The 6,348-nt window shown below is 38.3% G+C and carries 6 protein-coding genes and 1 pseudogene; 4 read left to right on the forward strand and 3 right to left on the reverse strand.

Annotated features, from left to right (window positions below):
• Positions 1-357: pseudogene (locus DU53_RS09230) on the reverse strand (IS21 family transposase); the annotation flags it as partial.
• Between the two features lie 224 nt (positions 358-581).
• Here DU53_RS09230 and DU53_RS12985 point away from each other — a divergent pair.
• The 4 genes from DU53_RS12985 (at position 582) to DU53_RS09250 (ending at position 4,494) form a co-directional block, all read left to right on the forward strand.
• The gene (locus DU53_RS12985) at positions 582-1,013 is read left to right on the forward strand and encodes a transposase family protein (protein WP_015869126.1); all 432 of its coding nucleotides are present in this window, start codon (positions 582-584) and stop codon (positions 1,011-1,013) included.
• Positions 1,014-1,057: 44 nt separating this feature from the next.
• The gene (locus tag DU53_RS09240) at positions 1,058-2,167 is read left to right on the forward strand and encodes an ISL3 family transposase (RefSeq protein ID WP_235599796.1); all 1,110 of its coding nucleotides are present in this window, start codon (positions 1,058-1,060) and stop codon (positions 2,165-2,167) included.
• A gap of 366 nt (positions 2,168-2,533) precedes the next feature.
• Complete coding sequence (locus tag DU53_RS09245) at positions 2,534-3,649, forward strand: GNAT family N-acetyltransferase (RefSeq protein WP_015869128.1); 1,116 nt, start codon at positions 2,534-2,536, stop codon at positions 3,647-3,649.
• 476 nt (positions 3,650-4,125) lie between these two features.
• Positions 4,126-4,494: a hypothetical protein gene (locus DU53_RS09250; RefSeq protein WP_201030058.1), complete on the forward strand. Its 369-nt coding sequence runs from the start codon at positions 4,126-4,128 to the stop codon at positions 4,492-4,494.
• Positions 4,495-4,501: 7 nt separating this feature from the next.
• On the opposite strand, the gene DU53_RS09255 is transcribed toward DU53_RS09250, so the two are convergent.
• Together DU53_RS09255 and DU53_RS09260 are read right to left on the reverse strand one after the other, a co-directional pair.
• The gene (locus DU53_RS09255) at positions 4,502-5,407 is read right to left on the reverse strand and encodes an HD-GYP domain-containing protein (RefSeq protein WP_015869131.1); all 906 of its coding nucleotides are present in this window, start codon (positions 5,405-5,407) and stop codon (positions 4,502-4,504) included.
• A gap of 154 nt (positions 5,408-5,561) precedes the next feature.
• Positions 5,562-5,975, reverse strand: a complete 414-nt coding sequence (locus DU53_RS09260; protein WP_015869132.1) for a hypothetical protein — start codon at positions 5,973-5,975, stop codon at positions 5,562-5,564.
• Positions 5,976-6,348 lie beyond the last annotated feature (373 nt).

The raw sequence follows: 6,348 nt of genomic DNA on the forward strand, positions 1-6,348 counted from the left end.
GGTAAATAACCTTCGTTGGAATACAATTCCTTCTTTTTCTTTCTCACTATATGCTCTTACCGTACGTTCGCTGAGCGGAAAATTCGGATATTCCTCACATAGTCTCTTGTAAATCCTTCTAGCAGTATGACGTTGTTTTGCCTTTACCTTTTTATCTTCTTCCAGCCATTCATCTATTTTGGGCTTGTACGGATCGAGCTTGGAAGTCCTCTTTCTACGTTGAACATACTCGTTGAAATCATCCATTTCGTCATATTTCTTCACCGTTCTGAAATCGTGGCCAGTTTCGTTGGCTATATTTCTTAGCGACTTCCCTTTAAATTCACGTAGATATTTGATATGATGTACCTGGATCATTGTCAGCACTCCTTTCTAACCCCCTTTAACTGTTTTGGTGTGCAATTAAAGGGTAATGGATTTTCCGGATGCTGGCAATGATCTTTTTCTTTCCCTTACCGCTGGATTTTTATCCTGCCACTTGCTGTATTTTTATGGTTCTTCCGTAAATTTACTGATTTAACCAATGAAAAAGAGTAGAATCGAAGCATGGACAAAAAACTATGATAAGGCAGATGATGTAAATGCAAGAACTATTGAAAACACTGGATCCAGATTTGGTATTGGTAGAAGCTTTTATTGACGATAAAAAAATAGAACTCCATGCGAGAAAAGAGACTTCTGAAGAGGCTTGCCCATATTGTGGCGAAAAATCGAGGGGTGTCCACTCCGTATATCATAACAATATCTCTGATTTACCCGTTCAAGAAAAGCTATTGACAATCATACTGGAGCGGAGAGTCTTTTTTTGTAAGAATCCCGAATGTGACCATGCGCGATTCCCGGAAACACTTCCTTTTGCCACCAGGTATGGAAGAAGAACAATCAGGTTGGATGAAAAAATCAGAGAAATCGCATTGAACATGAGTGCTCGTAGTGCAAAGAAAGTTATTAACAAAGGGATAGCCAGGATTTCGGATGACACAATTTTACGGATATTAAAAAAAACAAGTTAGTTGTAAACACCCGAGTCAAGAGAATCTGCATCGACGATTTTGCCATAAAGAAAGGCCACACATATGGGACAGTGATGGTCGATCGAGATACGTCACAGGTTGTAGATATCGTTGCCTTTCGTGATACGAAAGACGTCACCGAATGGTTGAAAGGATATCCGGATATAGAAGTGGTATCACGTGATGGTTCGATCAGCTATGCAAAAGCCATAGAAGAAGCATTTCCTCAGGCCATACAGGTTAGTAACCGATTTCATTTAGTCAAGAATCTCACCGAAGAAGCCAAAGAATACATAAAACGGACCCTACCCAGGAAAATCAAAATGAGCGGCATGACTGAATTTCCTGAAGAGAACTGCCTTGAACCGAAGAACAAATGCACTCGCCTGGAAATGTTACAAATGCAACGAGAGAAAGAGAAGAACAAAAAGGTTCAAAAGGTTAAGAAACTCTTCTTCAAACGAGGTTATTCATCTAGAAAGATAGCCATAGAATTAGGATTATCACCGAGAACAGTTTTAAAGTACATAAAGTACGAAGGCAAAATGATTCACGGGTCAAAAGGTGCGAGCAAAAGAAGCAACCTCGATCCTTACAAGGATACCATCATTGCGATGAACCTGGACAGGGGAACAACAATGGAAATCTTCCGAACCATTTGCAAAGAAGGATACAGGGGTTCTTATTCCAACTTGAAGACATTCTTAGCAAAACACAACAAGGAATCGGGGAGAAGAAACAGAAATCCACCGACGACACCGATTCTGGAGAGGAGACATTTGATCACTCTGTTGTACAAAGATATTTCGAAACTCAAAGAAAGCGAACAGAAAAAAGTACGAATCTATATTGAGGGTAACGGAGATCTGCAGAAGGTCTATTCAGCGATAAAGGAATTTAGACGAATCCTGGCTCAAAAAGATACCAACAATCTTGAAAAATGGATAGAAACAACGAAGACATATTCAATTCCGGAACTCAATCACTTTGTCCACGGGATTGAAAGAGACCTGCCGGCTGTGAAGAATGCGGCTAGACTGGACGATAACAATGGACTCATAGAAGGAATCATAAACAAGATTAAAGTGATCAAGAGAGTTATGTACGGAAGATGTTCGTTTGAACTGCTGAGGTTGAAGGTTCTTATGCTTTAGTTCATAACTTTTGCGGAAGAACCATTTTTATTTTGCCATACACAGTCAAGAATCTTTCCAAACCAAGAATACATACGCTTTTATGTATAATAATACTACTACATCAGGAGAACGAAATGAGTCAATTTCTTTTGGCCCTGACGAGTCAATTTCATACCACATATACATCATCTTTTGAGAAGTTGTGCAATAAATCTGCCTTTGGTGTATTATAATTTTTTTATAAAGAGCAGCGGAAAAATAGCTATGATCATTTGGTGTTAAGCGTTTCAACGATTATCATCAGTTTTTATTCCGCTGTTTTTTGCTTTACCAAATTGACGGAACCTTTCAGAGGAAAATGCTTGAAGACGAAGGGGTGGCTAAGTGAGGTTAGTAAAAGTTAGGTCAAGAAGGGATATAAGAAACTTTGTTAGACTTCCCTTTGAGCTTTATAAGAATACACCGCAGTGGATACCGCCGCTGAATACTATTATAAGAAATGTTATTACAAAAGGTTCCCCGGTTATGAGTGTTGACAGAGAGTTTTTTCTTGTTATGGATGGAAGGCAGCCTGTTGCACGTCTTGGGGTGTATATCAATAGAAATGTTATTGAACATGGCAACCGTGCAGGATCCTTCACTCTTTTTGAGAGCTACAACGATGTTTATGTAGCGGACCTGTTGTTTCATGCGGCCGACAATTGGTTCAAAGAAAGAGAAATTGTGAGGTATATCGGTACGGATTCTCCGACAAATGGAGACGATTACAAAGCCATATTGATAAGAAATTTTGACGATCCACCTTTTGTAAACGCGAACTATAACCTTCCGTATTACCAGGAACTTCTGGAAGAGATTGGCTTTAAAATGTATAAACGTTTCGCCTGTTTCAAATACGATCTAACAAAGCCCATTGACGAAAAACATGTCAGGCTGATCGAAGAAGCAAAAAAACGTTATGATTTTAGAATAGTTGCGCCTGATATGAAAAACCTTGATAAAGTTGCCTGGGATTTGAGGTTGATAATGGAAAACTCGATTCCGGATGAATGGATCGAAGCAAGACCCCCTTCTTATGAGGAGATGCTAAGAATTGTAGATGACATGAAGAAGTTTTCTGACCCGGAGCTCATAGCTATCGCTTATCATGGCGATGAGCCTATCGGTTTTGTCGGTAGCTCCCCTAATTATAACGAGATCCTTAAGGAACTCAGGGGCAGGCTTTATCCTTTCGGGTGGTTGAAACTATCAAGGAAAAGAAAAAGCATAAAGACTTTCAGATTGTTTGTTGTTTTTGTTGTGAAAAACTTTCAGGGTAAGGGCGTTTCTTTTGCTATGTACTATCATGTTTTACAGAATGCCATCAGGAAAGGTTATGTCAGGGCTGAAGGTGGAAACGTTGATTTTGAAAACAAGAAAAGTTTTCAAGATGCTCTTGCTGCCGGTGGTGAACTTTACAAGGAATATGCAACTTTTGAAAAGATCATAAAACCCGGGTGATAATTCCCGGGTTATCAATTCAGTTTATCCTGTTTGATTGAATTTATGATGATTTTAAATTTTCCAAAATATCGACGACTTTTGAAACTCCACCGAGACTCAACGGTTTTTCACTGATTTTTTTATCATTATCGCTGTACGCTGGATTTGTCTTAAATTCTGAACGATTTATTTGATCTTTTTCCTACTTTACTACGGAATCTACTGTTTAAGTGTACAGTGAATCATTGTACAAAACAGTTTTATTGCCCGTGATAAGGAAAATAAGATGGTTTTTGTGAATTCTCTAATGTCATCCTGGAGGAAAAGTGATTAATATCACCGATTTGCTTCAATTTGTACGCCCTTATTATGAAAGCAAAGATATCATGCACGATTTATCGCATGTTGAAAGGGTGCTCAAAACAGCGAACAGATTAGGAAAACCCATGAAGGCGAAATAGATCGCGAGGTATTGATGATAGCCGCTTATTTTCATGGGTTTATATATAAAGACGAAAAGACGGATAAGAGAATGGTTGAAAGCTGAGGGCTTATCCAACGATAAAATCGATAAAATCGTTCAAGTTGCGTGGGAATCTCAGAAGAAGGAAATACCAGGAACCTTAGAGGGAAAAATTCTTCACGATGCCCATATGATAGAGGGTGGGAAGACGTTCCTGATAGTTAAGTCATTGATAACCGGTTCGGTGCGGGGACAAACGTTAGAGGAAACGATTGAATACATAGAGAAAAACATATTGGGAAAAGGACAATGTTATCTTACTGAGGCGAAAGAAATATATGCCGAGCAACAGAAATTTGCCAGAGAATTCATCCGGGACTTAAAAGAGGGATTAGAGTGATTGGTTATTAAATCAATCCTTCTTCTATACAGTTTTCGAAGATTTTCACCAATTCTGCGTCGTATTTTATACCCGCTAAAGATTTAAGCTCTTCCAATGCTTTTTCCCAGCCCAAAGCATCTCTGTACGGTCGTTTGGAGGTCATAGCATCGAAACTGTCAACAATGGCGATTATTTTGGCTTCTATAAGTATTTCGTCTCCTTTTAGGCCGTCAGGATATCCGGAACCGTCGATTCGCTCATGGTGCTGTCTTATTACCTCAGAAATACCTTCAAGAAACGTTCCCTTGACCATTTCTGCGCCATCTATCGGGTGCCTCTTAATATATTCGAATTCTTCCGGTGTCAATTTACCGGGTTTTTTCAATATCTCATCAGGGATGTTTATTTTGCCTATATCATGAAACAAAGCTCCCATTAAGAGCCTTTCCATTTTTCCTTTGGAAAGACCCAATTTATTTCCGAGCACATACGCAAGGTCCCTCACCCTTTTGCCATGTCCGTGGGTATAAGCATCTTTTTCTTCAACACGATGCATTATTTTTTTTAATTCAGAAATGTCCTTGCTGAGATATTTAAAAATTGGTTTTGAGGTGACATATAGAAGGGTTGTAGGTTCGAGGGTTTTTATCTCAACAGGAGAGGTTATATTATGAGCATAAAAATAATCTCCGGACTTGAGGATTATATCATTTTTTCCTTCCTGACTACATATGAGTTTACCTTTGAGGATAAAGAAAAATTCCAATAATTCACCGTTATTAAAAGGTTCTATAAAACTTATGGTATTTTCCTTAATCTCTTGAATGAGGATTTCAATGCCGTCTCCATGCGCGATTAACGAAAGAGATGCGCTTTTTTGTGCTACTTTTTCGATGTATTTATCTGAACTTTTTGCAAAAAAGCCAAACATAATTTTCCTCTCTTTTTATGTATTTGAAATATCGCAAGGTATATTAGGAGCGACTTTTATAGTAGTTTATCATATAAACATTATGTGATTGATGAACTTTTAGTACACGAAAAAGGCTCCGCGTAATGCGGAGCCTTTTTAATAAGGGAGTAAGTTAATCATCTATAACCCTAAGAGGGTCAACTATAAAAACCTGGTTCCCAAGAACTACTTCAACAGGGTAGCATTCAACCTTTACCCCGAATATAGCAGCTGTTCTTATAACTGATTCTGATATCGCACTTGTACTGGAAACAAGAGATTGTCCAAGTTTTTGAATTGCTTTGTTGTAAGCATCAGTCAGTTTAGCTATCAGTTCTTCATTGTCTCCAGCTGCTTCTACAGCGTTGTCGTATGCTTCGGTAATTTTGTTTGCTGCGATAATGGCCTTTTCAATCATGGTTTCAATGGTTGCGTTTGCCTGATCAACCATACGAATCACAAGATCATAGCTGTCAGCGAAGGTTACAGAACTAAAACTGACTAACAGAGTAGCGATTGCTATAATTACGAGCAATCTCCTTTTCATTTGTACACCCCCTATGATATAGTGATTAATGCAATCGTCTAAAGCAAATATACCATACATATGCTCAATTCTTAAATGAAATAATAGTTACTGCGTATGTTTATTTTTTGTATCTAAACACTCTAATCATTAATGTAAATTTAATCATTATTTATGACTGTTTTTTGTCTTCAAAGTATTAGGGTGTCACGAAAAAAAGCGGGCCTCCCAAGTTCCAATGGTGGTACCATTGAAATAGCCCAAAACAAGAAAGGAGGCCCAAATAAATGGTACCACAAGAACTCACAAAAAGCGATATTGTAAAGATTATTGAGCAGTTAGACAAGCTTTTGCCTTCTAACTCGTTAACAAACAAGGCAGAGGTAGAAAGAAA

Source organism: Kosmotoga sp. DU53 (genome assembly GCF_001639905.1).
Lineage (GTDB): Bacteria > Thermotogota > Thermotogae > Petrotogales > Kosmotogaceae > Kosmotoga > Kosmotoga olearia.

Coding starts and splice junctions, on each gene's coding strand:
- DU53_RS12985 (WP_015869126.1), top strand. CDS start 582: ATGCAAGAACTATTGAAAACACTGGATCCAGATTTGGTATTGGTAGAA.
- DU53_RS09250 (WP_201030058.1), top strand. CDS start 4,126: ATGGGTTTATATATAAAGACGAAAAGACGGATAAGAGAATGGTTGAAA.
- DU53_RS09255 (WP_015869131.1), bottom strand. CDS start 5,407: ATGTTTGGCTTTTTTGCAAAAAGTTCAGATAAATACATCGAAAAAGTA.
- DU53_RS09260 (WP_015869132.1), bottom strand. CDS start 5,975: ATGAAAAGGAGATTGCTCGTAATTATAGCAATCGCTACTCTGTTAGTC.